The sequence below is a fragment of the Cronobacter sp. HA18003 genome (genome assembly GCF_011605905.1).
GTDB lineage: Bacteria > Pseudomonadota > Gammaproteobacteria > Enterobacterales > Enterobacteriaceae > Cronobacter > Cronobacter sakazakii.
Genome location: NZ_JAANQO010000024.1, coordinates 198,525 through 224,061 on the forward strand (window position 1 = coordinate 198,525; position 25,537 = coordinate 224,061).

17 protein-coding genes are annotated in these 25,537 nt (G+C 57.3%); 11 read left to right on the plus strand and 6 right to left on the minus strand.

Annotated elements, in window-relative coordinates; genetic code table 11:
* Nucleotides 1–10: 10 nt before the first annotated feature.
* The 3 genes from ftsN to priA form a co-directional block, all read right to left on the minus strand.
* Nucleotides 11–1,048, minus strand: coding sequence for a cell division protein FtsN (gene ftsN, locus G6041_RS17470; protein WP_041460632.1), 1,038 nt, complete (start codon nucleotides 1,046–1,048; stop codon nucleotides 11–13).
* Between the two features lie 86 nt (nucleotides 1,049–1,134).
* The gene (cytR, locus tag G6041_RS17475) at nucleotides 1,135–2,169 is read right to left on the minus strand and encodes a DNA-binding transcriptional regulator CytR (RefSeq protein WP_007872118.1); all 1,035 of its coding nucleotides are present in this window, start codon (nucleotides 2,167–2,169) and stop codon (nucleotides 1,135–1,137) included.
* Between the two features lie 157 nt (nucleotides 2,170–2,326).
* Nucleotides 2,327–4,522, minus strand: coding sequence for a primosomal protein N' (gene priA, locus G6041_RS17480; RefSeq protein ID WP_012126083.1), 2,196 nt, complete (start codon nucleotides 4,520–4,522; stop codon nucleotides 2,327–2,329).
* A 203-nt stretch (nucleotides 4,523–4,725) separates the two neighbouring features.
* On the opposite strand from priA, the gene rpmE reads away from it, so the two are divergent.
* Nucleotides 4,726–4,938 carry a 50S ribosomal protein L31 gene (rpmE, locus tag G6041_RS17485; protein ID WP_004385728.1) on the plus strand — a complete coding sequence of 71 codons (213 nt, stop codon included), beginning with the start codon at nucleotides 4,726–4,728 and terminating at the stop codon, nucleotides 4,936–4,938.
* A 92-nt stretch (nucleotides 4,939–5,030) separates the two neighbouring features.
* Here rpmE and metJ read toward each other — a convergent pair whose 3' ends face one another.
* A complete protein-coding gene (gene metJ / locus G6041_RS17490) occupies nucleotides 5,031–5,348 on the minus strand; it encodes a met regulon transcriptional regulator MetJ (RefSeq protein ID WP_004385727.1) in 318 nt (105 codons plus the stop codon).
* Between the two features lie 280 nt (nucleotides 5,349–5,628).
* Between metJ and metB the strand changes: the two genes are divergently transcribed.
* The 9 genes from metB to G6041_RS17535 all read left to right on the plus strand — a co-directional run bounded on the left by metB (nucleotide 5,629) and on the right by G6041_RS17535 (nucleotide 19,855).
* The gene (metB, locus tag G6041_RS17495; protein WP_012126082.1) at nucleotides 5,629–6,783 is read left to right on the plus strand and encodes a cystathionine gamma-synthase; all 1,155 of its coding nucleotides are present in this window, start codon (nucleotides 5,629–5,631) and stop codon (nucleotides 6,781–6,783) included.
* 9 nt (nucleotides 6,784–6,792) lie between these two features.
* Nucleotides 6,793–9,225, plus strand: a complete 2,433-nt coding sequence (locus tag G6041_RS17500) for a bifunctional aspartate kinase/homoserine dehydrogenase II (protein ID WP_012126081.1) — start codon at nucleotides 6,793–6,795, stop codon at nucleotides 9,223–9,225.
* A gap of 301 nt (nucleotides 9,226–9,526) precedes the next feature.
* Nucleotides 9,527–10,432: a methylenetetrahydrofolate reductase gene (gene metF, locus G6041_RS17505; RefSeq protein WP_012126080.1), complete on the plus strand. Its 906-nt coding sequence runs from the start codon at nucleotides 9,527–9,529 to the stop codon at nucleotides 10,430–10,432.
* A gap of 346 nt (nucleotides 10,433–10,778) precedes the next feature.
* Nucleotides 10,779–12,068 (plus strand): methyl-accepting chemotaxis protein, encoded by a 1,290-nt coding sequence (locus G6041_RS17510; protein ID WP_012126078.1) that lies wholly within the window; start codon nucleotides 10,779–10,781, stop codon nucleotides 12,066–12,068.
* A gap of 273 nt (nucleotides 12,069–12,341) precedes the next feature.
* Entirely contained in the window at nucleotides 12,342–14,000 is a 1,659-nt protein-coding gene (mqo, locus tag G6041_RS17515; RefSeq protein WP_012126077.1) for a malate dehydrogenase (quinone), read from the plus strand.
* A gap of 625 nt (nucleotides 14,001–14,625) precedes the next feature.
* Nucleotides 14,626–15,192: a fimbrial protein gene (locus G6041_RS17520; RefSeq protein ID WP_012126076.1), complete on the plus strand. Its 567-nt coding sequence runs from the start codon at nucleotides 14,626–14,628 to the stop codon at nucleotides 15,190–15,192.
* A 52-nt stretch (nucleotides 15,193–15,244) separates the two neighbouring features.
* Entirely contained in the window at nucleotides 15,245–15,940 is a 696-nt protein-coding gene (locus tag G6041_RS17525) for a fimbrial biogenesis chaperone (RefSeq protein ID WP_007892486.1), read from the plus strand.
* A 45-nt stretch (nucleotides 15,941–15,985) separates the two neighbouring features.
* Entirely contained in the window at nucleotides 15,986–18,655 is a 2,670-nt protein-coding gene (locus G6041_RS17530; protein ID WP_012126075.1) for a fimbria/pilus outer membrane usher protein, read from the plus strand.
* A gap of 108 nt (nucleotides 18,656–18,763) precedes the next feature.
* Complete coding sequence (locus G6041_RS17535) at nucleotides 18,764–19,855, plus strand: fimbrial protein (protein ID WP_007892490.1); 1,092 nt, start codon at nucleotides 18,764–18,766, stop codon at nucleotides 19,853–19,855.
* Nucleotides 19,856–19,921: 66 nt separating this feature from the next.
* Here G6041_RS17535 and ppc read toward each other — a convergent pair whose 3' ends face one another.
* Nucleotides 19,922–22,573, minus strand: coding sequence for a phosphoenolpyruvate carboxylase (ppc, locus tag G6041_RS17540; RefSeq protein ID WP_029039319.1), 2,652 nt, complete (start codon nucleotides 22,571–22,573; stop codon nucleotides 19,922–19,924).
* A gap of 618 nt (nucleotides 22,574–23,191) precedes the next feature.
* Nucleotides 23,192–24,343 carry an acetylornithine deacetylase gene (gene argE / locus G6041_RS17545; RefSeq protein WP_007892500.1) on the minus strand — a complete coding sequence of 384 codons (1,152 nt, stop codon included), beginning with the start codon at nucleotides 24,341–24,343 and terminating at the stop codon, nucleotides 23,192–23,194.
* Nucleotides 24,344–24,523: 180 nt separating this feature from the next.
* Between argE and argC the strand changes: the two genes are divergently transcribed.
* Complete coding sequence (gene argC / locus G6041_RS17550; RefSeq protein ID WP_014729831.1) at nucleotides 24,524–25,528, plus strand: N-acetyl-gamma-glutamyl-phosphate reductase; 1,005 nt, start codon at nucleotides 24,524–24,526, stop codon at nucleotides 25,526–25,528.
* The last annotated feature ends 9 nt before the right edge of the window (nucleotides 25,529–25,537 follow it).

A 25,537-nucleotide genomic window follows, 5' to 3' on the forward strand; every position in this document is an offset into this window, starting at 1 on the left:
TTCGGGGGTTTCAACCCCCGGAGGCGAGACGAATGCAGTTTGAGTGACCCGCCATCTTCAGGCGATTGAGCGTGCCGTCGGCGTTGTCTTTACCTTTGATAGGGCCAATGACCACGCGGTTCCAGCCATTGTTGGACGTAATACGGGAGTCGAATCCTTCAAACGCCAGCTGCGCGCGCACGGTTTCGGCCTGCTCGGTGCCTTTAAACGAACCGCACTGCACCATCCAGCGGCGCTCGTCTTTCTTCTCGGCGGGCTTCGCGGCTTCCGTTTCTCGCGTTACCGGCGCGGTTTGCGCGGGCTTGCTCTGGGCGGTTTCACGCTGCGTGGTATGCGGCGGCGTCTGGAGCAGATCCTGATACGGCGCGTTGGTTGTCTGCTGCTGGCGCGGCGGTTGAGCAGGCTGCGTGGTGGCACGCGCGGGCTGCTGCGTCTGCACGGTGCGGGTCTGCGGCTGCTGATATCGCGTTTCTGTGCGCGGGGCTTCCGTGCGCGGCGTTTCCACACGCGGCGCGGTGCGTACCGGCTGCTGTGCGGTGTTATTCCACTGCTGCATCTGCTGCTGTTGCTGAAGCTGCTTCTGGCGTTGCAGCGTCTGCTGGCGCTGCGCCGGGGTCTGTTCGTTCCACGGCACTTCGCTAAGCTGCGTCGGCTGACGGCGCATATCCGCCTGCATCTGGTCGAGCAACTGACGCTGTTCGTCTGTCAGCTGATCCTGATTCATGATTTCGCCACCCGCGGATGGCTCGGTCGGCTTCAGCACGCCTGGCTGGCGGCTTTCCAGCTCTTTGATATAGCGCCAGCGCTCTTCAGGCTTGGGCGGCAGGCCGTTGCCGGTGACTTTATGGCCCGGCAGAGTTTCCGACTCTTCTTTTTTATGATGCGTAATAAAGTACAGACCGCCAATAAAGGCGACCAGCGCCGCCGCTGCGATAGCGACCATCGCCGGTGAAACAGCAGGCAGGTTACGTTGCTTTTTGCGGGTGTTAGTTTTCTTGCGCCGCGCGGGCGTCGGCTGTCCGCGGCGTACATAATCTCGTTGTGCCACTATCGTTTCGCTGTATCCATTCGTTAACAGCCCGCCATGTTACTTAAGGGACGGGCCTTTGACCAGATAAGGAGTCTTAAAGGCGGTTAATTTCGCGGCTTAGGCGCGCGCGTGGTGCCGCGTAGCACCAGTTCGCAGTCCAGCAGACGCGAACCGCTGCTGACGGTGTGTCCGTTGAGCTGGCTGAGCAACAGCAGCATCGCCTCCCGACCAATATCAAAACGCGGCTGCGCCACGGTGGTGAGCGGCGGATCGCAAAACTCGGCTAACGCAATGTTATCAAAGCCAATAATGGAGAGATCGTCAGGCACGCGAAAGCCGCGGCGTTTCGCCATCGACAGCGCGCCGAGCGCCATCACGTCGCTGTGGCAGAAAATCGCCGTCGGCGGTTGCGGCAGGCTTAGCAACTGTTCCAGCGCGTTCGCGCCCGCTTCATAGGTAAAATCGCCGCGGGCGATATAGTGCGGATCGACCGTCATACCGCTGCGGCGCAGCGCCTGAACGTAGCCCTGCAAACGGTAATGACACAGCGGCATCTCTTCCGGCCCGGCGATACAGGCGATGCGCTGATGCCCCAGTTCATGCAGATAATTGACGGCGTTGAACGCGGCGGTGAGGTTGTCGATATGCACCGTCGGCAGCTCCAGTTCCGGCGCGAATTCGTTCGCCATGACCATGGGCGGCAGATTGCGCTGCTCTTCTTTGCTGGCGTCAAACGGCAGGCGCGAGCCCAGCAGCAGCATGCCGTCTATCTGTTTGGTGATGATGAGGTCGATGAAGGTTTTTTCCTGCTGATTCTGGTGCGCGCAGTCGCCAATCAGCACCAGATAGCCCTGGTCCGCCGCGGTGACTTCTATGCCGCGAATGATTTCGCTGAAAAACGGATCGCAGATGTCCGGGACAATCACCAGAATGGTGCGCGATTCGTTGCGCTTCAGGTTGCGGTTGAGCGAACCGGGCAGATAACCCACGTCAATGGCGGCCTGCTCCACACGGTTGCGGGTGGCCTGTGAGACTTTCTCGGGATTCATTAACGCACGGGATACCGTCGCCGTTGAAACCCTGGCACGAACGGCGACATCTTTCATGGTTGCAGCAGCAACCTGCTTTCTGGACTTCACTTCATCTCCTCGTAGCGGTCCGCGGGCGCAGACTCGTCCTGTAATCTGACACGCCTCACATTCTTATCAGATATTAGGCGTGTCGGTTACAAAAATTACATCGGAGATGTGACGGATATTAAATTTTACGATCCGTTTCGCAGAAGCGGGGCGCGGTTCAGCCTTCGGTCGGGTCGACGTCGAGCGTCCACTTCACTTTACGCGCGGCGGGCAGCGTACCTATCAGCGGCAGGCTGCCGGAGACAATACGCTGGAGCTGCAAACGCGACGGGTGTTGCAGCAGCAACTGCCAGCGATAGCGTCCGCCGCGTTTGGGCTGCAGCGCAGGCACCGGGCCGAGCAGCCAGAGTTTCTGATCCGCAAGCGGGCTTGCCTGGAGCAGATTGCGCAGTTGCTGGAGAAACGCGGGAGCGTCCTGGTTATGGTGATCTTCCGCGCGGATCAAAATATGGCTGCTGTAGGGCGGAAGCGAGACGCTGCCGCGTTCGGCGAGCGCCTGATCGGCAAAGGCGTCATAACCCTGATGCAGCAGCGTCTGCAATAAAGGATGTTCCGGGTGGTGCGTCTGGAGAACCACTTCGCCCTGTTTCCCTGCGCGCCCGGCGCGGCCCGCCACCTGCGTGTAGAGCTGGGCGAAACGCTCCGCCGAGCGGAAATCGGCGCAGAACAGCGCGCCGTCGACATCCAGCAGCGCCACCAGCGTGACATCCGGGAAGTGATGGCCTTTGGCGAGCATCTGGGTGCCGATAAGAATACGCGCGCCGCCACGGTGAACTTCCGCCAGTTGCTCTTCAAGCGCGCCTTTGCGGCTGGTGGTGTCGCGGTCGATACGCGACAGCGGCACGCCGGGGAACAACGGCGCCAGGCTCTGCTCCAGCTGTTCGGTGCCAAGCCCTACCGGCACCAGATGCGTGGAGCCGCACTGCGGGCACTGGCGCGGCACGGGGCGCTGGCTGTCACAGTGGTGGCAGCGCAGCTGATGCTGTGACTGATGCAGCGTGTAGTAGTGATCGCAGCGGGGGCATTCGGCTATCCAGCCACAGTCGTGGCAGAGCAGCGCGGGCGCGAAGCCGCGGCGGTTAAGAAACAGAATGACCTGATTATCCGCCTGCAAATGCTGGCGCATCCGGGCGACCAGCGCAGGCGCAAGGCCCGCCTGTAACGGCTGGCCTTTCAGATCCAGCACGTGCTGCTGCGCCGGGCGCGCGTTGCCCGCGCGGTGCGTCAGCTTCAGCACGCGGTATTTACGCTGGCGCACGTTGTGCAGCGTTTCGAGAGCGGGCGTCGCGGAGCCTAAGATAATCGGGATCTGCTCGCTGTGCGCCCGGTAGACTGCCAGATCGCGCGCGTGATAGCGCCAGCCTTCCTGCTGTTTATAAGAGCTGTCGTGCTCTTCATCGATAACAATCACGCCGAGATTTTTAAAGGGCGTGAACAGCGCCGAGCGCGTGCCGATGACAATCGCCGCCTCGCCGCTTTTGGCTTTCAGCCAGGCCGCCAGCCGTTCGCTGTCGTTGAGCGCCGAGTGCAGCACTTCGACGGGCGCGTTGAAACGCTCGCGAAAGCGGGCGATGGTCTGGGGTGTCAGGCCGATTTCCGGCACCAGCACCAGCGCCTGTTTGCCCTGCGCGAGCGTGTTTTCGAGCACGCTTAAATAGACTTCGGTTTTGCCGGAGCCGGTCACGCCCGCCAGCAGCCAGGCGCAGAAGTTATCGGCTTCGCCGCGAATGGCACCGACCGCCGTCGCCTGCTCGGTGTTAAGCCGCAGCCTGTCGCCGGATACCGAAAACTGACCGCGCCAGTCGGCGACCGGCGGCAGCTCGCTGCCCAGTTCGCACAGCCCTTTGGCGCGCAGCGCCTGCAGCGCGGCGTCATTAAACGCCATCTGCGCCACTTCATGCCGCCAGAGTCTGCCCTGGCGCAGCGCCGCCAGCGCCTGCTGCTGCTTTGGCGAACGCTTCAGGCTGTTGAGATCGACCGCCTGGCCCTCTTCGGTGGCGAACCAGTACCAGAGCGGCGCGTGGCTTGCGGGTTTGCCCTGGCGCAACAGCACCGGCAGCGCGTGGAAGAGTACTTCGCCAATCGGGTGATGATAATAATCGGCCGCCCACAGCAGCATGCGCCAGAGCACCGGCGGGTAGAGCGATTCGCTGTCCAGCACCTCCACCACGCTTTTCAGCTCATCAAGCGGCAGCTCGCTCTCATCGCCTACCGCCACGACCACACCGACGCGCTGCTGGCGACCGAACGGCACGCGCACGCGACAGCCTGCCGCCGCCGTCATGGCATCGGGCAGCCGATAGTCAAAGGTGCGGGCAAGCGGAACGGGCAGAGCGACGCGGGCGACAGGCATGAAGGCATCCGGGCTGATAAAAGTAGCGTGATAGTGTACACTGTGTGTTCATAAATTTGCGGATCAGTTTGCATGAGGCGGTTATTTTCTGTATGATTCGCCGCCTTTGATGCCCTTTAAAAGTATCAAACCGACTTTATCAACATCGCGTGGTGTCTGGCGTAAGGGCTGGAAGAGCGACGCGGCCTTAACTGAGGTTTCCCATGAAAAAAGATATTCACCCGAAATATGTTGAAATCACCGCTACCTGCTCTTGCGGTAACGTGATCAAAACTCGCTCCACCGTTGGCCACGACCTGAACCTGGACGTGTGCGGCAACTGCCACCCGTTCTTCACTGGTAAACAGCGTGTTGTTGATACCGGTGGTCGTGTTGAGCGTTTCAACAAACGCTTCAGCATCCCGGGCAGCAAATAAGTTTCCCGAAAAAAGGCGCCAGACGGCGCCTTTTTTGTTGCTCCCGAGCATAAAACAAAGGCGCCTGTGGGCGCCTTTGTCGTTGATGCGAATCAGTATTCCCAGGTATCCGGGTCGATACCCATTTCACGCATGATTACCTTGGCCTCTTCGGGGATCTCATCGCTGCGCTCTTTGCGCAGGTCATCGTCGTCCGGCAAGGGCTGGCCGGTAAAGGCGTGAAGGAAAGCCTCGCACAGCAGCTCGCTGTTAGTGGCATGGCGCAGGTTATTCACCTGACGACGGGTGCGTTCATCGGTGAGGATTTTTAACACCTTCAGAGGAATGGAAACCGTAATTTTTTTGACCTGTTCACTCTTCTTGCCGTGCTCAGCGTAGGGGCTGATATATTCGCCGTTCCATTCAGCCATGAGATACCTTTAATCCTCTCAGTCATTAGAAAAAGATTAAAACCGGATAGGTCTCACGGTCTTAACCCGATAGTCTGTTGTTCAGCAGCGTAGAATAATACCGTGACTTCCGTACCGATGCTGCATCACTACCCTATAAAACACATAATTTTAACGGCTAATCCTGTTTTGCTCAATCTATACGCAAAGAAGTTTAGATGTCCAGATGTATTGACGTCTATATTGGCAATGTTTACTCTGTCCCTCACTTTTCTCCGATAATGCCAGGAAACGACTCCTCATGACGCGTAAACAGGCCACCATCGCAGTGCGCAGCGGGCTCAATGACGACGAGCAGTACGGCTGCGTCGTTCCGCCGATTCACCTCTCCAGCACCTACAACTTCACCGGTTTTAATGAGCCGCGCGCGCATGACTACTCCCGTCGCGGCAACCCGACGCGCGATGTGGTTCAGCGCGCGCTGGCGGAGCTGGAAGGCGGCGCGGGTGCCGTGCTGACTAACACCGGCATGTCGGCGATCCATCTGGTGACGACCGTTTTCCTGAAGCCTGGCGATCTGCTGGTGGCCCCGCACGACTGCTACGGCGGCAGCTATCGCCTTTTTGACAGTCTCGCGAAGCGCGGCTGTTATCGCGTCAAATTTGTCGATCAGGGTGATGAGGCGGCGCTGAAAGCGGCGCTTGCCGAGCAGCCGAAACTGGTGCTGGTGGAAAGCCCGAGCAATCCCTTGTTGCGTGTGGTGGATATTGCGAAAATTTGCGAACTTTCGCGCGCGGCCGGAGCCATAAGTGTGGTGGATAATACGTTCCTGAGTCCGGCGTTGCAGAATCCGCTGGCGCTGGGGGCCGATCTGGTTCTGCACTCCTGCACCAAATACCTCAACGGGCACTCCGATGTGGTGGCAGGCGTGGTGATTGCGAAAGATCCGGACACCGTTACCGAGCTTGCCTGGTGGGCCAATAACATTGGTGTAACCGGCGGCGCGTTCGACAGCTACCTGCTGCTGCGTGGCCTGCGTACATTGAGCCCGCGTATGGAAGTAGCGCAGCGTAACGCCAGCGCGATTGTCGATTTCCTTAAGCAGCAGCCGCGGGTGAAAAAGTTGTATCATCCGTCGCTGCCGGAGAATGCGGGGCATGAGATAGCCGTACGTCAGCAAAAGGGCTTCGGCGCGATGCTGAGTTTTGAACTGGATGGTGACGAACAGACGCTGCGCCGTTTCCTCGGCGCGCTGGAGCTGTTCACGCTGGCAGAATCGTTAGGCGGCGTGGAGAGCCTGATTTCCCACGCCGCGACGATGACCCACGCGGGCATGGCGCCGGAAGCGCGCGCCGCGGCGGGGATTTCCGAGACGCTGCTGCGTATTTCGACCGGTATTGAAGATAGCGAAGATTTAATTGCCGACCTGGAAAAAGCATTCCAGGCGGCGGGCTAAGGGGTAAGCATGAGTGTTACAGCGCCTGCAGGGACGAACGGTCGTCAGCTGCACAAATTTGGCGGCAGCAGTCTCGCCGACGTGAAATGTTACCTGCGCGTTGCGGGTATCATGGCCGACTATTCCCGTGCCGGGGATATGATGGTGGTGTCCGCGGCGGGCAGCACGACCAACCAGTTGATCAGCTGGCTGAAATTAAGCCAGAGCGATCGTCTCTCCGCGCATCAGGTGCAACAGGCGCTGCGCCGTTATCAGAGCGAGCTTATCGCCGGGCTGCTGCCTGCGGCGGTTGCCGACGGGCTTATCAGCGAATTTATTCACGATCTTGAGCGCCTGGCCGCGCTGCTGGACGGCACTATCACCGACGCGGTTTACGCCGAAGTGGTCGGCCACGGCGAAATCTGGTCCGCGCGCCTGATGGCCGCCGTACTCAATCAGCAGGGCATTGACGCCGCCTGGCTCGACGCGCGTGATTTTCTGCGTGCGGAGCGCGCCGCGCAGCCGCAGGTAAACGAAGGCCTTTCTTTCCCGCTGTTGCAGCAGTTGCTGGTTCAGCACCCGAATAAACGTTTAGTCGTCACCGGGTTTATCTGCCGCAACGACGCGGGCGAAACCGTGCTGCTCGGCCGTAACGGCTCAGACTATTCAGCAACGCAAATCGGCGCGCTGGCGGGCGTCTCACGCGTCACCATCTGGAGCGACGTGGCGGGCGTTTACAGCGCCGACCCGCGCAAAGTCAAAGATGCCTGCCTGCTTCCGCTGCTGCGCCTTGACGAAGCGAGCGAGCTGGCGCGTCTGGCCGCGCCTGTGCTGCACGCTCGCACGTTGCAGCCGGTTTCCGGCAGCGATATCGATTTACAGCTGCGTTGCAGCTACAGCCCGGAGCAAGGCTCCACGCGCATTGAGCGCGTGCTGGCTTCCGGCACCGGCGCACGTATCGTCACCAGCCATGACGACGTCTGCCTTATCGAATTTGAAGTGCCGTCGCACCAGGATTTCAAACTGGCGCATAAAGACGTTGATGCGCTCTTAAGACGCGCCCAGCTTCGTCCGCTGTCGGTCGGCGTGCATCCCGACCGCCGCCTGCTGCAACTCTGCTATACCTCAGAAGTGGTTGGCAGCGCGCTCAAACTGCTGGAAGACGCCGCGCTGCCGGGCGAGCTGCGCCTGCGTGAAGGGCTGGCGCTCGTGGCGCTGGTAGGGGCGGGCGTGTGTCGCAACCCGCTGCACAGCCATCGTTTCTGGCAGCAACTCAAAGATCAGCCGGTAGAGTTTATCTGGCAGTCGGAAGAGGCCATTAGCCTGGTGGCGGTGCTGCGTACCGGCCCGACGGAGAGCCTGATCCAGGGGCTGCACCAGTCGCTGTTCCGCGCGGAAAAACGTATCGGGCTGATGCTGTTCGGTAAAGGGAATATCGGCTCGCGCTGGCTGGAGCTGTTCGCGCGCGAGCAGGAGACGCTCTCTGCCCGCACCGGCCTTGAGTTTGTGCTGGCGGGCGTGGTGGACAGCCGCCGCAGCCTGCTCAATTACGACGGTCTCGATGCGAGCCGCGCGCTGGCGTTCTTTAATGATGAAGCGGTGGAGCAGGATGAAGAGTCATTGTTCCTGTGGATGCGCGCGCACCCGTATGACGATTTAGTGGTGCTGGACGTAACCGCAAGCCAGGATCTGGCGGACCAGTATCTCGATTTCGCCAGCTACGGTTTCCACGTCATCAGCGCCAATAAACTGGCGGGCGCGAGTAACAGCCAGAACTACCGCCAGATCCGCGACGCGTTTGCGAAAACGGGCCGTCACTGGCTCTATAACGCGACCGTTGGCGCCGGGCTGCCGGTCAACCACACGGTGCGCGATCTGCGCGACAGCGGCGATTCGATTCTCTCCATCAGCGGGATTTTCTCCGGCACGCTGTCGTGGCTGTTTTTGCAGTTCGACGGGACAGTGCCGTTTACCGAGCTGGTGGACCAGGCGTGGCAGCAGGGGCTGACGGAGCCAGACCCTCGCGTGGATCTCTCCGGTAAGGATGTGATGCGCAAGTTAGTTATCCTGGCGCGTGAGGCGGGCTACGATATCGAGCCCGATCAGGTGCGCGTGGAGTCGCTGGTGCCTGCCGGGTGTGAAGAGGGCTCGGTGGATCATTTCTTTGAATATGGCGACGCGCTGAACGAGCAGATGGTGCAGCGTCTTGAGGCGGCGCGCGAGCTGGGCCTGGTGCTGCGTTATGTGGCGCGCTTTGACGCCAACGGCAAGGCGCGCGTCGGCGTCGAGGCGGTGCGTCCAGAGCATCCGCTGGCGTCATTGCTGCCGTGCGATAACGTGTTCGCCATTGAAAGCCGCTGGTATCGCGATAACCCGTTAGTTATCCGCGGGCCCGGTGCCGGGCGCGACGTGACCGCCGGGGCGATTCAGTCGGATCTTAACCGTCTGGCGCAGTTGCTCTGATTTTATTGTGGTGGGTGCGCTGCGCTTACCCACCCTACCTAACTCATACGTTTTGTTGTGTAGGGCGGGTAAGCGCAGCGCACCCGCCATGCCAGATAACCCCCCATGCCTTTCTTCCGCTGTACAACCTTTGCGCATTTCCCCGTCATGAAGCTTTTTCAACTTCGCTGAAAAATACTCACATCAAGTGATGATTTACCTGTTGACGCCATCCGGCTTTTCCGTCATTTTTACATCTGGACGTCTAAACGTATAGAAGTCAACACACGCGACCACGACACAGCGATTGATGAGGTAAGGTATGAGCTTTTTTCACGCCAACCAGCGGGAGGCCCTGAATCAGAGCCTCGCAGAAGTGCAGGGACAGATTAACGTCTCCTTTGAGTTTTTCCCGCCGCGCACCAGTGAAATGGAGCAGACCCTCTGGTCCTCTATCGATCGCTTAAGCAGCCTGAAGCCGAAATTTGTGTCGGTCACCTACGGTGCTAACTCTGGCGAGCGCGACCGCACCCACAGCATCATCAAAGGCATTAAAGACCGCACCGGCCTTGAAGCCGCGCCGCACCTCACCTGCATCGACGCGACACCTGATGAGCTGCGCTCCATTGCGCGCGACTACTGGAACAACGGCATTCGCCACATCGTCGCGCTGCGCGGCGACCTGCCTGCTGGCAGCGGCAAGCCGGAAATGTACGCCAGCGATCTGGTGGCGCTGTTAAAAGAGGTGGCCGATTTCGATATCTCCGTCGCGGCGTACCCGGAAGTGCACCCGGAGGCGAAAAGCGCGCAGGCGGATCTGCTGAATCTGCGCCGTAAAATCGACGCGGGCGCTAACCGCGCCATCACACAGTTCTTCTTTGATGTCGAAAGCTATCTGCGCTTTCGCGACCGCTGCGCGGCGACAGGCATTGATGTGGAAATCATCCCTGGCATTCTGCCGGTCTCTAACTTTAAGCAGGCGAAAAAGTTTGCCGACATGACCAACGTGCGCATTCCGTCCTGGATGTCGCAGATGTTTGCCGGGCTTGATGACGACGCCGAAACCCGCAAACTGGTTGGCGCTAACATCGCGATGGACATGGTGAAGATTTTAAGCCGCGAAGGCGTGAAAGATTTCCACTTCTATACCCTTAACCGCGCGGAAATGAGCTACGCCATCTGTCACACGCTGGGCGTGCGTCCGGCGCTGGAACTGAAAACAGCGTAATGCTATTGCGAGGATGACAAGGAGGCGCGAGCCTCCTTTTTTGTCTGGCGCTAACCAGAGTGTTACAAAATATATATTTCAGGGTTTTTATAAACCTGTACAAGAGAAATATGCATTGTACAGGTTATTTTTTCTTAAGCTAAATCACCGTGCTTTTTACCTTTGCGGGCAGGCGTTTTAAACCCGTCACTGCTATTTATGACGCTTAGCCTGCATATTATTATTGCTGGTTTTTTATTATTAAAAATACCAGGGCTGGTAGCTATCGTAGCGATATAAAAATACACGTTATGCCTTATTCATTATTGCCGATATGCTGTGTAAGAAACCTTCCTGGACAGCAATAATGATTAGCAAGATAACGAATATTTTAAAAAACGACGCGGCGTTCTCAGCGATAAAAGCGCATATGGCGGTTATTCTTTTCCGCCCCGACGGCACGATTGTGGAAGCGAATCCAGCTTTCCAGGCGGCTATGGGATATTCGCTTAATGAACTGGTGGGTAAGCATCATCGTATGTTCTGCGCGCCGGAATATGCCGCCAGCCTTGAATATAAGCAGTTCTGGCAACGGCTTGGGCGCGGCGAAACCTTCAGCGATAAATTCCAGCGCTATAAAAAAGATGGCAGCGAAATGTGGCTGGAGGCGAATTATATTCCGGTCCTCGGTAAAAATAACAACGTAGAGTATGTTCTTAAACTGGCGCGTGATATCTCAGGAAGGATCCATGACGCGCTGAACAAAGACGCCATCCTCAAGGCGGCGCACCGCTCTATGGCAATCATTGAATTTACGCCGGACGGACATATTGTCTCGGCGAACGAGAACTTCTGTAAGGCTTCCGGATACACGCTGAACGAAATTATCGGCAAGCATCACCGTATCTTCTGCGAGCGTGACTACGCGATGAGCGCAGAGTATGCCGATTTCTGGCGCAAACTGAACCACGGGGAATTCGCCTCCGGGGATTTTCGCCGCGTCACTAAACATCGTCATGAACTCTGGCTGCGCGCCAGTTACAGCCCCGTTTTTGACGATAAAGGCCGCCTTTATCGCGTGGTGAAATTCGCCTATGACGTGACGGCGGAAGTACAGAAAAGCCGCGATGAGCGTCAGGCGACGGAAAGAGCGGAAGCGGTCTCCCGCGAGACGCTGACCAAAACGGTTGAGATCAGAAAGACCTTAGATGACTGCGTCACGGCAATGGAGAATATCCAAAGCAATATGGAGCAGGTTATCGGCATCGTCACCAACCTGAAAAACGACTCGGAAAGCATTATGGACCTGTCATCGGTGATTGCGCAGATAGCGACGCAGACCAAATTGCTGTCACTCAACGCCTCGGTGGAAGCGGCGCGCGCGGGCGATTCTGGTAAAGGTTTTTCTGTGGTCGCAACCGAAGTGAAATCACTGGCTGACCGTATCGATGACGCGACCGGGAAAATAACGCGCATCACCGAGAAAAACGATAACCTGACGAAAAGCGCGCTGGATTCTATCTGCCGCAGCGGTAAAGAGGTGGCGTCCACGACGGCTATTTCGCGCGAGGCGCTGATGCTGACCAAAGAGATTGAAGGCTACGCTAAAAATATTCTCGAAGCCGTTAACGCGATTGGCAAAGTCATTAACGCCTGACGCCAGCCCGCGTCGTCGCGCATAACCGTCATGTCTGTCGTGGCATAACGACTTATTTTGTCAGTGCGAATCGTCAACATCTCGGTTCCGTTTATCACCGGAACCGGTTGTTTATTTTAACGAAATGATTCGTCGCTATTTGTGTATTTTTCTGCGAAACGTCTGATATAACCGCACGCTTTTTGCGGTTGTTAATTTTTTGTTTTAATAATTTTAAAAGTTTAATTGATGCGTTAAAATAATCAGCTAAATTTTCAATGATAGTTGATTGTGATGTCTAAAATAACGCTCAGCAGAAAGCACGCACCGGCTTTCTCGCTTATTGCTTTACTTGTCAGTTCAGCCGCTTATGCGGAAAACACCACGGAAAAAACCGATGTCCTGCTGATTGGCGGCGGCATCATGAGCGCGTCGCTCGGTACGGTCCTTCAGGAGATCCAGCCAGACTGGAAACAGCTGATGGTGGAAAAACTGGACGGCGTGGCGCTTGAATCTTCCAACGGCTGGAATAACGCAGGCACCGGCCACTCCGCGAACATGGAGCTGAACTATACGCCGGAGCGTGAAGACGGTTCGATTGACGTGACCAAAGCGCTGGAAATCAATGAAGCGTTTATGATTTCTCGTCAGTTCTGGTCTTCTCAGGTGAAGCGCGGTGTGCTTAATGATCCGCATTCCTTTATTAACTCCACGCCGCACATGAGCTTTGTCTGGGGCGATAAAAATGTGGAGTACCTGACCAAACGTTACCAGGCGTTGCAGCAGACCACGCTGTTCCAGGGAATGCAGTTCTCTACCGATCAGCAGCAAATCAAAAAATGGGCACCGCTGATTATTGAAGGCCGCGATCCGAAGCAGAAAGTCGCTGCGACCTGGACGCCGGTCGGCACCGACGTCAACTACGGCGAAATCACCCGTCAGCTGGTGGGCAGCCTGAAAAAAACCAGCAACTTCAAACTGGAAACTTCCTCTGAAGTTACTGATTTCAAACGCAACGCCGATAACTCCTGGCACGTCACGATCACCGACGTGAAGAGCGGGAAAGAGCACGCCGTGGACGCGAAATATGTGTTCATCGGCGCAGGCGGCGGCGCGCTGAAGCTGCTGCAAAAAACCGGTATTCCTGAAGCGGATAACTACGCAGGCTTCCCGGTTGGCGGCTCGTTCCTGGTATCTGAGAACCCGGAAATCGCCCGTCAGCACGGCGAGAAAGTCTATGGCCAGGCGTCCGTTGGCGCGCCGCCGATGTCCGTGCCGCACCTCGACGCCCGCTTCCTGGACGGCAAGCGCGTGGTGCTGTTCGGCCCGTTCGCGACGTTCTCCACCAAATTCCTGAAAAACGGTTCGTTCTTCGATCTGCTGAGCACCACCACCACCAGCAACTTTATGCCGATGACCGATGTGGGCCTCGATAATTTCGATCTGGTGAAATACCTGATTGGTCAGGTCATGCTGAGCGATGAAGACCGCTTTGAAGCGCTGAAAGAGTACTACCCGACGGCGCGTAAAGAGGACTGGAAGCTTATCCAGGCGGGTCAGCGTGTCCAGATCATCAAGAAGGATCCTGAGAAAGGCGGCGTGCTGAAGCTGGGCACCGAAATCGTCACCGACCAGCAGAAAACCCTGGCGGCGCTGCTTGGCGCGTCTCCGGGGGCGTCCACCGCGGCCCCTATCTCTATTAACGTTATCAAGCAGCTCTTCCCGGAGCAGTTCAAATCTGAAGCCTGGCAGAGCAAACTGCGTGAGATCGTGCCGAGCTATGGTCAGAAGCTGAACGGCAACGTGGCGCTGACCCAGCAGGTATGGGACGAGACGGCAGCGACGCTGCAGCTCACCAAACCGCCGGTTATCCAGATGAAAGATGCGAAGCCCGCCACACCGGAAGCCAAACCGGCGCAGGCGTCCAGCCCGCAACACGATATGGCGCTGTAACCCTAAGCGTGTAATGCAAAAAAGGAGGCCACGGGCCTCCTTTTTTATGGTGCGCATGTTATTAGGGGTTGTTGTTAGATAAACAACGAAAAGATTAACCCGCTATGCCTGGATTTTCTCATTTCTCGTTCTGACTTCTATTCAGAATAAAAATAATATGCTTTTGCTGGTGCGTTAATATTTTTAAATTTGCGCGTTATTGCCCGTGCATTCAGTGTTAATTCTGCTGTGTTTTATTTTTTTATGATTAATAAGGGTTGTGATTTCCTGGTATTTAGGAAATTGGCTCGGTATTTTTCATGCCGTTATTTTTAAAGATCTTTTTTAGCGTGACTGTATCTAATCATCGAACCTGTTATAGGTTCGTCTATTGTTGTTGGAAGTGGGCTTTTTATAATGCCACCATCATCGTAACGCGGTTAATAACGTTGCTTATTAGCATTGCCCTGACGCTCTAATGATAACGAATCCATTAACCGTCCAGGGCGGAATTTTATAGCAGATGATCACCAGCTTTGTCCTGATACGCAGGGCGCATTCGGGGCGAAAATTATATTCACAGGCTGTGAATATAGTCCGGCTATTTTGATAAATAGCTTAACTTTTAATGTAATTAGGATGATATATGAAAAAGTTAGCACTTGGCCTTTCTTTAGCTGCGGCAATGGGATTTGCCGTGACCGCGCAGGCTGCTTCCACCGGCACAATTACCTTTGAAGGAGAGCTGACCGCAACTTCATGCGACGTAAATGTTGACGGCCAGGGTTCTGATGCGACCATTACACTGCCAACCATGGGGATTAATCAGCTTGATGCGGCCGGTAAAACGGCGGGCCGCACCAATTTTGTGATGGATCTGACTAACTGTGCGGGCACGCTGAAAACCGTGGCGGCCTACTTTGAAGCAGGTGCGTCTGTCGATCCGGTCACGGGCCGTCTGAAAAACACCATTGACAGCACCACCGGTGGAGGTGCCAGCAAAGTCAGCCTCCAGCTGCGCGACGGCTCCAGCACTTCCTACGACGTGATTAAAGCGGGCGACGCCAGCCAGTCCACCAAAACCACCTTTGTCACGTATGACGCCACCGAAGGCACCGCCACGCTGCCTTACGCAGTGGAATATTACGCAGAAGACGCCACCACGGCCGGTAAGGTTAACAGCAGCGTCGTTTATTCACTGATGTATAAGTAAAAATGCGACAGGAGGGGCATCCCTCCTGTATTTCTTCAAGGGAGTGAATCACATGGCGAATACCCTTTCCTGGAAAAGCGCATTCTTCATACTGGTGATGGGGTTCGCCTGCCCGGCGGCCATCGCCAGTATCGTTATTACCGGTACCCGCGTGATTTATCCGAGCGATGCGCCAGAGGTTAGCGTAAAACTCGATAATAAAGGCACCTCGCCCGTATTGATTCAAAGCTGGATCGATAACGGCAATGCCGACGCCGCGCCGGAAACCATACAGGTGCCGTTTATTTTAACCCCACCGATTAACCGGGTTGAGCCAGATAAAGGCCAGACGCTGCGTATTACATTTACCGGTAAATTATTGCCCGCCGATCGCGAATCGGTTTACTGGCTTAACGTGCTGGAAATTCCTGCTAAAAAAGCGACGCTCAGCGATAACTATTTACAGGTCGCGTTTCGCTCGCGCATTAAATTATTCCTTCGCCCTGCAGGGCTTGAAGGCAATGCCAATGACGCTGTTAACCATGTCACCTGGCGCGCCAATGGACAGACTATCGAAGCGGCAAACCCCACGCCCTATTTTATTTCCCTGGTCAATCTGACAGTGAACGGGAAAACCCTCGATGCCGACATGATTGCGCCGAAATCGACCATGACAATAAAACTGCCTGGCAGTCCGGGAAATAAACTCGCAGGCGTCTTTGTGAATGATTATGGCGCGCTGAATGAATTCGAGGCGACGCTGAAATAAGCCGTCGCTCTGTTTATTCACTTATCACCGTAAAAGAGAAGCGCGATGAAAAACAGGTTTCGCCAGGGAGAGGCAGCGACGTTCTCTCCAGGCATAATGGCTGTGATTATTTGTCTGCTGGCGACGCCGGGGAAGGCACAGGAGTTGCCGGGAAAGTCTGAACAAGAACCGGTCGATATTGCTGAGCATGTCGAATTCGATAATATCTTCCTCAACCTGGAAAATAAAAATGCGGTGGATTTAAGCCGTTTCGCTAATGGCGCGGCGGCGCTGCCGGGACGCTATCGTGCGCTGGTTTATATCAACGGCCAGGCGACGCTCACCAGTGAAATCGATGTCGTGGCGCAGCCGGATAAAACCAGCCGGGTGTGCCTGACATCTGACCTCATTAAAACGATCCCGTTTAATTATGAAAAGCTGCCTAAGGATTTCCTGACGCCGTTTCAGCAGGGTGAACAGTGCCTTGATCTGGAGAAAAAGCTTCCGCATTCGGAAATCGCCTTTGATACCAGCGAACAGCGGCTCGATATTTCCGTGCCGCAAATCTACCTGCTGCATAACGCGCGCGGCAGCGTTAACCCGGAGCTATGGGACAGCGGTATTCCTGCGCTGATGCTCGGCTATAACATGAATGGTTATTCCAGCCACGCGAATGGCAAAACGCTCGACTCCTTTTATTCAAGCCTTGAAGGCGGCCTGAACGTCGGTGCCTGGTATCTTCGTCATAACGGCTATTACAGCTATATGGAAGAGGGTGAGCGGCAATACAGCAGCATCAGCACCTATTTGCAACGCGATATTCCGGTTATCAAAGGACGCGCGTTGATCGGGGAAACCAGCACCCAGGGGCAGGTGTTTGACACGCTGCCTTTCAAAGGCATGCAGATCGCGAGCGACGAGCGGATGCTGCCGGAATCGCAGCGCGGTTACGCGCCGGATATCCGCGGCGTCGCCCGTACTAACGCCCGCGTGACGGTGCGTCAGAGCGGGCAGACCATTTATGAAACCACCGTCGCGCCCGGCGAATTCGCGATTAACGATCTCTACCCGACCGGCTACGGCGGCAATCTTGACGTAACGGTTTATGAAGCCGACGGCAGCGAACAACATTTCCAGGTGCCTTATGCCTCGGTGGCGCAGCAGTTACGCCCCGGCGCGCTGCGTTATTCCGTGGTCGCAGGCGAATATCGCAACGATTCGCTGCGCACCAAACCGGCGCTGTATCAGGCCACTTACCAGTACGGGATCTCCAACCGCCTGACGAGTTACGGCGGCGTGCAGGTGAGCCAGGGCTATTACGCGCTGCTGTTCGGGATGGCTTTCGGTACGCCCATCGGCTCGCTGGCGCTGGACGTCACGCAGGCGCGCACGCATCTGGATAACGGCACCTCTTTCCTGGGCCAGCGTCGGGCCGACAGCCTGAGCGGGCAGAGCTATAAAATCAGCTTCAGCAAAGATATCACGGAGACGCGCAGCAACATTTCGCTGGCGGCGTATCGCTTCGCGACCAGTCAGTATATGGATTTCCAGACCGCCATGCTGACGCGCGACGCGGTCGATCGCGGCGAGTCGCCAGACAATATCCTGCGCATGAAAAATCAGTTCGTGGCAACGGTCAGCCAGGGGCTCGATGACGGCTGGGGACAGTTTTATCTCAGCGGCTCGTTACAGGATTACTGGAATAAAGCGGGCTCCGATAAACAGTTCCAGGTCGGTTACAACAACAACTATAAAAGCCTGACGTATGGCGTGACGGTGAGCCGCACCTACAGCAAAGAGAACGAAGGGCAGACGAACTATTTGCTGACGATGAGCTTCCCGCTGGGCGAGGGCTTCGAACAGCATACGCCACACGCGCATATCGATTTGACGCGCGACAGCAACGGCCACGACGGGCAGCAGGTCGGCGTTTCCGGTTCGCTTGGCGATTATAACCAGATGAACTACAGCGTGACCGCGATGAACGGCGATCAGGGACAAGGCACCAGCGGTTCGTTTAACGCCGATTACCGCAGCCAGGTTACCTCAGTGAGCGGCGGCTACAGCGTGGGCGATCACTACAGTAGCGTGTCGCTTGGTGCGACCGGCACCATTCTTGGCCATTCCGGTGGGCTGACATTTACACCCTATACCTCGGACACTTTCGCGCTGGTTGAGGCGAAAGGCGCGCGCGGCGCGGCGGTGTCGTCCTATCCTGGCGTGTTTGTGGATGGACGTGGCTATGCCGCCGTGCCGTATCTCGACCCGTACCAGTTCAACGACATTACGGTCGATCCGAAAACCGCGCCGGTGAATGTGGAGCTGGAGAACACCTCGCAGAAAGTAGCGCCGTATCTTGGGGCAGTGGTGAAGCTCACCTACAAAACCAATACCGGCACACCGGTACTTATCGCGTCGAACTATCAGGGCGAACCGGTGCCGTTCGGCGCGGTGGTGTTTGATGCCGAAGGCAATCAGGTGGGCTCGGCAGGACAGGGCGGGCTGGTTTATGCCCGCGTTGGCAACAACCAGGGCCAGCTTACGGTTAGGTGGGGCGAGAGCGTAGGGATGCAGTGTCTTATCAGCTATTTGCTGATGCCGCAGGCGGAGGGGCAGCGTCAGTCGATTCAGCGTTTCGATACGCCGTGTCTGCCGCCCTCAGGCGTGGCGTCGTCTTCATCGCCGCTGCAACTCTCCACCGACCGGCGGCGGCAGGCTGCGCTCACGGCCGGATAACGTCGGCCTGACGGGCCGGCCAATCACCTATTTCCTGTGACGGGAATGATGCACTGTAAAGAGGGAATTATGGCTGTAAGGAAAACCGTTTTATCTCTCGGAGCCGGGATGCTTCTGCTGCTGCTATTCAGCAGAGACGCGCTGGCTTCTACCTCCTGTTCTTATCACACCGGATCGCACGCGGTGAACGTGACGCTGCCGATTAACGGGACGATTTCCGTCGGCTCTGACGCCTCTGACGGGCGCACGCTCTACCGGTTGCATTACATGCCCAGCGCGCCGGTCAAGATTGACTGTCTCTCGACCGACAGCATTCCGTACGACGTTTCGTATGATTATCACTGGACCAGCACGCCGCACGCGCTCTCACCGTGGAGCGGCTCGCCGTTCCCCAACAAAGTCTGGGACACTAACCTGCCGGGCGTGGGGGTCGCGGTATGGGCGCAGGGTGACAAAAACATCGCTATTCCGGGAACCTATTACATCGATACCATTCGGCCTGAACCCAATCAGAACGTGAACCATACGGTAAACAGTGAGTTCTGGCTCTATCTCATCAAAACCGGCCCTATTCAGCCGGGATATGTGAACGGCCAGGATCTGCCGTCGATGGCGATTGACTTCATCGCGTCAGGCGCCGCTGGCAGTCCGCTTAACGCGCTGAAAATCAATTTTACTGGTTCGGTCAATATCGCCGCGCTCTCCTGTACCACGCCGGATGTGAACGTGAAGCTTGGCACCTGGAGCGCGGAGAATGATTTCAGCGGCGTAGGAAGCGGGACAGAGTGGCGCGATGCGTCGATTACCCTGACCAACTGCCCGCGCGCCTGGGGTATTCGTACCAATATTGACGCGAATGATAGCGGCATCACGACGATGGGTAACGCCTCGCCAAACCCGGTGTGGATCACGATGAAGCCTTCCACGACGGTGATTGATGCGAACAACGGTATCTTCTCCGTGACGCCTGGCAGCGACAGCGCCAGCGGGATCGGGATTCAGATAGCCAAAGGCAATGTGTCGGATGCGACGCATGAGCCAATGGCGCTGAACACCTATACCAATAACTACTGGAATCTGAGCACGGATGATGTCAACACGCACCGCATTCCGTTTGTGGCGCGTTATGTCCAAACGGAAGACCGTATGCGCCCCGGCAAAGCAAACGGCGCGATTACGTTTACGGTGCTCTATTACTGACGCTGACCGTTGCGCCCATAAAAAAGCCCCGGCATGCCGGGGCTTTTTATCCTCTGAGGCGCGACATCAGCCCGTGTTGCGCATCCCTGCCGCGACGCCTGCGATGGTGACCATCAGCGCCTGTTCAACGCACGGATCGGCGGGTTTGCCTTCTTCTTCCGCCAGGCGTGAACGGTGCAGCAGCTCTGCCTGAAGCACGTTCAGCGGGTCGGTGTAGATATTACGCAGCTGGATGGACTCGGCAATCCACGGCAGGTCCGCCATCAGATGCGAGTCGTTGGCGATATCCAGCACCACTTTGATGTCGGCTTCCAGCAACTGGCGCAGCTCACGGCCGAGCGGCCAGAGTTCCTTTTTCACCAGGCGCTGATCGTAGTATTCCGCCAGCCACAGATCCGCTTTGGCGAAGACCATTTCCAGCATGCCGAGGCGCGTGGAGAAGAACGGCCAGTCGCGGCACATGGTTTCCAGCTCGTCCTGTTTGCCGTCTTCCACCACTTTTTGCAGCGCGGCGCCCGCGCCAAGCCAGGCGGGCAGCATCAGACGGTTTTGCGTCCAGGCGAAAATCCACGGAATGGCGCGCAGCGATTCCACGCCGCCGGTCGGGCGACGCTTGGCCGGACGTGAACCGAGCGGCAGTTTGCCAAGTTCTTGTTCTGGCGTTGCCGAGCGGAAGTACGGCACGAAATCGTTGTTTTCACGCACATAGCCGCGATACATGGTGCAGGAGATGTCGGAAAGCTCATCCATGATGTGACGCCAGGCGGCTTTCGGCTCCGGCGGCGGCAGCAGGTTGGCTTCCAGAATGGCGCTGGTGTAGAGCGACAGGCTGCTGATGGTGACTTCCGGCAGACCATATTTAAAGCGGATCATCTCGCCCTGTTCGGTCACGCGCAGGCCGCCTTTCAGGCTGCCCGGCGGCTGGGAGAGCAGCGCCGCGTGGGCCGGCGCGCCGCCGCGGCCAATAGAGCCGCCGCGACCGTGGAACAACGTCAGCGCGATACCCGCTTTCTCGCAGGTTTTGATCAGCGCGTCCTGCGCCTGGTACTGTGCCCAGGACGCGGCCATCACGCCCGCGTCTTTCGCGGAGTCGGAATAGCCAATCATCACCATCTGTTTGCCCTGAATAAAGCCGCGATACCAGTCGATATTCAGCAACTGGGTCATCACGTCGTTGGCGTTGTTCAGGTCGTCGAGCGTTTCAAACAGCGGAGCCACCGGCAGCGCAAAGCCAATGCCCGCTTCTTTCAGCAGCAGGTGAACGGCCAGCACGTCGGACGGCGTTTTCGCCATGGAAATCACATAAGCGGCGATCGAGCCTTTCGGCGCTTCGGCGATCACTTTGCAGGTTTCCAGCACTTCGCGGGTGTTGTCGCTCGGCTCCCACTGGCGTGGCAGCAGCGGACGTTTGGAGTTCAGTTCGCGGATCAGGAACGCCTGTTTGTCGGCTTCCGACCAGCTTTCGTAGTCGCCAATGCCGAGATAACGTGTCAGCTCGCCCAGCGCTTCGGTGTGGCGGGTGCTCTCCTGACGGATGTCGATACGCACCAGCGGCACGCCGAAGGCTTTCACGCGGCGCAACGTGTCGAGCAGTTCGCCGTTGGCGATGATCCCAAGACCACAGGCGACGAGCGATTCATAACAGGCGTAGAGCGGCTCCCAGAGCTGTTCGTTCTGCGTCAGCAGGCCCTGCGGCTTCGGCAGCTTCTGGCCTTTCAGGCGCGCTTCAAGCCAGGCCTGGGTCGCGAGCAGCTGCGCGCGCAGCCCTTTCAGCAGGTAACGGTAAGGCTCCTGTGCGCCCTCGGTGCCGACATATTCGCGCAGCGCGTCGCTGCACTCGACCATCGAGAGCTCGGAAATCAGCACCTGAATATCTTTCAGGAACAGGTCGGTCGCTTTCCAGCGGCTCAGCAGCAGGACGTGACGGGTGATATCCGCGGTGACGTTCGGGTTGCCGTCGCGGTCGCCGCCCATCCAGGAGGTGAAACGCACCGGCACAAAATCCACCGGCAGTTTGTAATCGAGATGCGCTTCCAGCTGTTCGTTCAGCTCGCGCAGATAATTCGGTACGCCTTCCCAGAGGCTGTTTTCCACGACGGCGAAGCCCCACTTGGCCTCGTCTACCGGGCTTGGGCGGTTTTTGCGAATTTCGTCGGTGTGCCAGGACTGCGCGATAAGCTGGCGCAGGCGACGCATGATCTGGTTGCGCTCGTAATCGGCGATATCTTTGTGGTCGAGCTGTTTTAAACAGTTGTTCACTTCGACCATTTTGTGGATCAGCGTGCGGCGGGTGATCTCGGTCGGGTGCGCGGTCAGCACCAGTTCCAGCGACAGCGATTCCACGGCCTGACGGATGGCGGTTTCGTTAATATCAGGCTGGTCTTTAAGCTTACGCAGGGTGCGGGCGATAATTTCCGGATTGCTGGCGGCTTCGCCTTTCGGCGAAATGCTGTGGTATTGCTCGGCGGTGTTGGCCAGGTTCAGGAACTGACTGAACGCGCGGGCCACCGGCAGCAGTTCATCGTTGGAAAGGTTTTGCAACGTGGTTAACAGCGCCTGGCGGTCTGCTTCATTGCCAGCACGGGACGACTTCGACAACTTGCGGATTGTTTCTACGCGGTCAAGGATGTTTTCTCCCAGCGCATCCTTGATGGTATCCCCGAGCAACTTGCCGAGCATACTGACATTGCTTCGCAAAGCGGAATATTGTTCGTTCATATAACCCCAGACACCCCATCTCACTTGTAAATGTCCTGTATCTTTCAAGCCGCAGCTGTGTTGGCTGCACTCGCCCACCCAGGTCACTTACTTATGTAAGCTCCCTGGGATGGGCTCGTTTGCCGCCTTGCTGCAACTTGAAATCTTTCGGACATAGCTCTTTGTCGTCTTTTATAAAGCCACGCGAAATCCCGTTCGTCAATTGCTGCGAAATCGCTTCAGCAGGTGAATAAAGTGCGGCAATTTATGAAAGTTAATTCACGTTATTGCAGATAAGTAACGCTTATGAAGATAGCGTGCAGGCGAGCGGCGCGATGTGCAGTCACACGCGCTGCGGCAGGGCGTAAAAGCAGTGAAATGGGCTGCATGTGACGAGCGGACTGGCGGGTGCGCATGGCTTACCCGCCCTACGGTGAAACGGTGGTGTTACAACGGCGGGTGCGCTTTGCTTACCCGCCCTACGGTGAGGCGGTGGCGCTACAACGGCGGGTGCGCTTTGCTTACCCGCCCTACGGTGAAAGGGCGGTGTTACAACGGCGGGTACCCGCCCTGGGGGATGAGATATGGATTTTCGTAGGGTGGATAAGCGCAGCGCATCCACCGTGATATTCAGGGCATTCAGTGCCAGCAGAAGTGATGCACCACCTGCGAAATCAGCTCACGGGTCGGCTTGATAAACCGCGTTTCCAGATATTCATCCGGCTGGTGAGCCTGATTAATCGAGCCGGGGCCTAACACCAGCGTCGGGCAAATCGTCTGAATAAACGGCGCTTCGGTGCAGTAGTTCACCACATCGGTTTGCGCGCCGAGCAGATTTTCCACCACCTGCACCAGCTTATGATCCGGCGGACATTCGTAGCCAGGGATTGGCGGATGCAGATCAAACACCGTCAGACGGCCCGGCCAGCGCAGGCTTACCGGCTCCAGCGCCTCGTTCAGAAGCCCGCTTAAATCGTCGAGCGTCATGCCCGGCAGCGGACGAATATCCATATGCAGCTCGCAGCAGGCGCAAATACGGTTCGACGCATCGCCGCCATGAATGTGGCCGAGGTTAAGCGTCGGGTAAGGCACCGTAAACGCGTCATAGTGATAGCGTTCTTTGAGCGAATCGCGCAGCTGCATAATGCGCCCGATGGCGTCATGCATCAGCTCGATGGCATTCACGCCGCGCTCCGGGTCGCTGGAGTGACCGGATTGCCCCTGCACGCGGATAGCGCTGGAAATATGGCCTTTATGGGCGCGGATGGGCTGGAGCGACGTCGGCTCGCCGATGATGGCGCAGTCCGGGCGAAGCGCAGTGGTTTCAGCGAAATAGCGCGCGCCCGCCATGCTCGTCTCTTCATCAGCGGTCGCCAGGATGTAGAGCGGTTTTTTCAGCTGCGTCACATCCACGTCACGCAGCGCATCAAGAATAAACGCGAAAAAGCCTTTCATATCGGCGGTGCCAAGCCCGAACAGTTTGTTGTCATGCTCGGTCAGCGTGAAAGGGTCGCGCGTCCAGCGTCCGTCGTCGAAAGGCACGGTATCGGTATGCCCGGCCAGCAACAGACCGCCCGCGCCGCTGCCGGTGCTCGCCAGCATATTGAATTTATTGCGCGTACCGGGAACCGGCTGCACTTCGACCTGGAAGCCGAGACTGCCAAACCAGCCCGCCAACAAATTGATTAAAGTCGCATTACTCTGATCGAGCGCGCTGTCGGTGGCGCTGATGGAAGGTGTGGCGATAAGCGCGCGGTAAATCTCGATAAATGGCGGTAATTTCATTTTCACTGTTGACAGACCTCAGGTCGTGATAGTATCAATATTCATGCAGTATTTATGAATAAAAATACATTAACGTTGAGCGTAAGGGAACCGCCGGGTTCCGGTGAAGACGATACGCTCGCGGACGCGGCAACGGCCCGGAGGCCCGCGCCTGAAATACATGACGGTAGAAGGTATCCAGCCCCGATGTTGAACACGCTGATTGTTGGCGCCAGTGGTTATGCCGGCGCAGAGCTTGCGACCTATGTGAATCGCCATCCGCATATGAACATAACCGCATTGACGGTCTCAGCGCAAAGCAATGATGCGGGAAAGTTAATCTCCGATCTGCATCCGCAGCTGAAAGGCGTGCTTGACCTGCCGCTGCAGCCGATGAGCGACATTCGCGAGTTCACCGACGGCGTGGATGTGGTGTTTCTCGCCACCGCCCATGAGGTCAGCCACGATCTCGCGCCGCAGTTTCTTGATGCGGGCTGCGTGGTGTTTGACCTTTCCGGCGCCTTTCGCGTTAACGACGCCGCGTTCTACGACAAATTTTACGGATTCACGCACCAGCACCCGGAGCTGCTGGCGCAGGCGGTGTATGGCCTGGCGGAGTGGAACCGCGATGCGCTGAAGGAAGCGACGCTGGTGGCGGTGCCGGGATGCTACCCGACCGCGGCGCAGCTTTCGCTGAAACCGCTGATTGACGCCGGTTTGCTGGATCTCAACCAGTGGCCGGTGATTAACGCCACCAGCGGCGTGAGCGGCGCGGGACGGAAAGCGGCTATCTCTAACAGCTTCTGTGAAGTGAGCCTCCAGCCTTACGGCATTTTTACGCATCGCCACCAGCCGGAAATCGCGAGCCACCTGGGCGCGGAGGTGATCTTCACGCCGCACCTCGGCAGCTTCCCGCGCGGCATTCTGGAAACCATCACCTGCCGCCTGAAGCCGGGGGTGAGCGCGCAGCAAGTCGCCGCCACCTTCCAGGACGCTTACGGCGACAAACCGCTGGTGCGGCTGTATGACAAAGGCGTGCCCGCGCTGAAAAACGTGGTGGGTCTGCCGTTTTGCGATATCGGCTTCGCCGTGCAGGGCGAACATCTGATCGTGGTCGCCACGGAAGATAACCTGCTGAAAGGCGCCGCCGCGCAGGCGGTGCAGTGTATGAATATTCGTTTTGGCTTCGCCGAAACGCAGTCACTTATTTAACCGAGTCAG

Coding starts and splice junctions, on each gene's coding strand:
- priA (WP_012126083.1), bottom strand. CDS start 4,522: ATGCCTGTCGCCCGCGTCGCTCTGCCCGTTCCGCTTGCCCGCACCTTT.
- rpmE (WP_004385728.1), top strand. CDS start 4,726: ATGAAAAAAGATATTCACCCGAAATATGTTGAAATCACCGCTACCTGC.
- metJ (WP_004385727.1), bottom strand. CDS start 5,348: ATGGCTGAATGGAACGGCGAATATATCAGCCCCTACGCTGAGCACGGC.
- metB (WP_012126082.1), top strand. CDS start 5,629: ATGACGCGTAAACAGGCCACCATCGCAGTGCGCAGCGGGCTCAATGAC.
- G6041_RS17500 (WP_012126081.1), top strand. CDS start 6,793: ATGAGTGTTACAGCGCCTGCAGGGACGAACGGTCGTCAGCTGCACAAA.
- metF (WP_012126080.1), top strand. CDS start 9,527: ATGAGCTTTTTTCACGCCAACCAGCGGGAGGCCCTGAATCAGAGCCTC.
- G6041_RS17510 (WP_012126078.1), top strand. CDS start 10,779: ATGATTAGCAAGATAACGAATATTTTAAAAAACGACGCGGCGTTCTCA.
- mqo (WP_012126077.1), top strand. CDS start 12,342: ATGTCTAAAATAACGCTCAGCAGAAAGCACGCACCGGCTTTCTCGCTT.
- G6041_RS17520 (WP_012126076.1), top strand. CDS start 14,626: ATGAAAAAGTTAGCACTTGGCCTTTCTTTAGCTGCGGCAATGGGATTT.
- G6041_RS17525 (WP_007892486.1), top strand. CDS start 15,245: ATGGCGAATACCCTTTCCTGGAAAAGCGCATTCTTCATACTGGTGATG.
- G6041_RS17530 (WP_012126075.1), top strand. CDS start 15,986: ATGAAAAACAGGTTTCGCCAGGGAGAGGCAGCGACGTTCTCTCCAGGC.
- G6041_RS17535 (WP_007892490.1), top strand. CDS start 18,764: ATGCTTCTGCTGCTGCTATTCAGCAGAGACGCGCTGGCTTCTACCTCC.
- ppc (WP_029039319.1), bottom strand. CDS start 22,573: ATGAACGAACAATATTCCGCTTTGCGAAGCAATGTCAGTATGCTCGGC.
- argC (WP_014729831.1), top strand. CDS start 24,524: ATGTTGAACACGCTGATTGTTGGCGCCAGTGGTTATGCCGGCGCAGAG.